The organism is Cryobacterium sp. 10I1, assembly GCF_035019805.1.
In the GTDB taxonomy this organism is placed as follows: domain Bacteria; phylum Actinomycetota; class Actinomycetes; order Actinomycetales; family Microbacteriaceae; genus Cryobacterium; species Cryobacterium glucosi.
Genome location: NZ_JASJVF010000579.1, coordinates 1 through 392 on the forward strand (window position 1 = coordinate 1; position 392 = coordinate 392).

Genomic DNA, 392 nt, shown 5'->3' on the forward strand with positions numbered 1-392 from the left:
CCCCCCCCCGGGGCCGGGCCGCGCGCGCCCGTCGCCCGCTTCAGCTCCGGCCTCGATCTCGCCGCAGCGGCAGGGCTGACCCCGGAGCTCGCGCACCTCGCGTCGACAGCGGCCGCCCTGCGCCTGCCCGCCGCCCGGTTCTCCATGGTGCGGATCGGCATCGGCCTCTACGGGTTGTCCCCCTTCGACGACGCGAGCCCGCGGGAGCTCGGCCTTTCGCCGGCGATGACCCTCCGCGCGAGCGTCGCCGCCGTGCGCCGGGTGCCTGCGGGAGCGGGCGTGTCCTACGACTACCTGTGGCGTGCCCCAGAGGACGGCAATCTGGCCCTCGTCCCGCTCGGTTACGCGGACGGTGTGCCCCGCGCGGCGTCCGGCTCTGCGCGGGTGAACAT

At 76.5% G+C, this 392-nt stretch carries 1 protein-coding gene; it reads left to right on the forward strand.

Annotation, left to right across the window (positions count from 1 at the left end):
- Positions 1-392, forward strand: a 392-nt coding sequence (locus QN345_RS19865; RefSeq protein ID WP_323509219.1) for an alanine racemase, incomplete at both ends; no start/stop codon positions are given.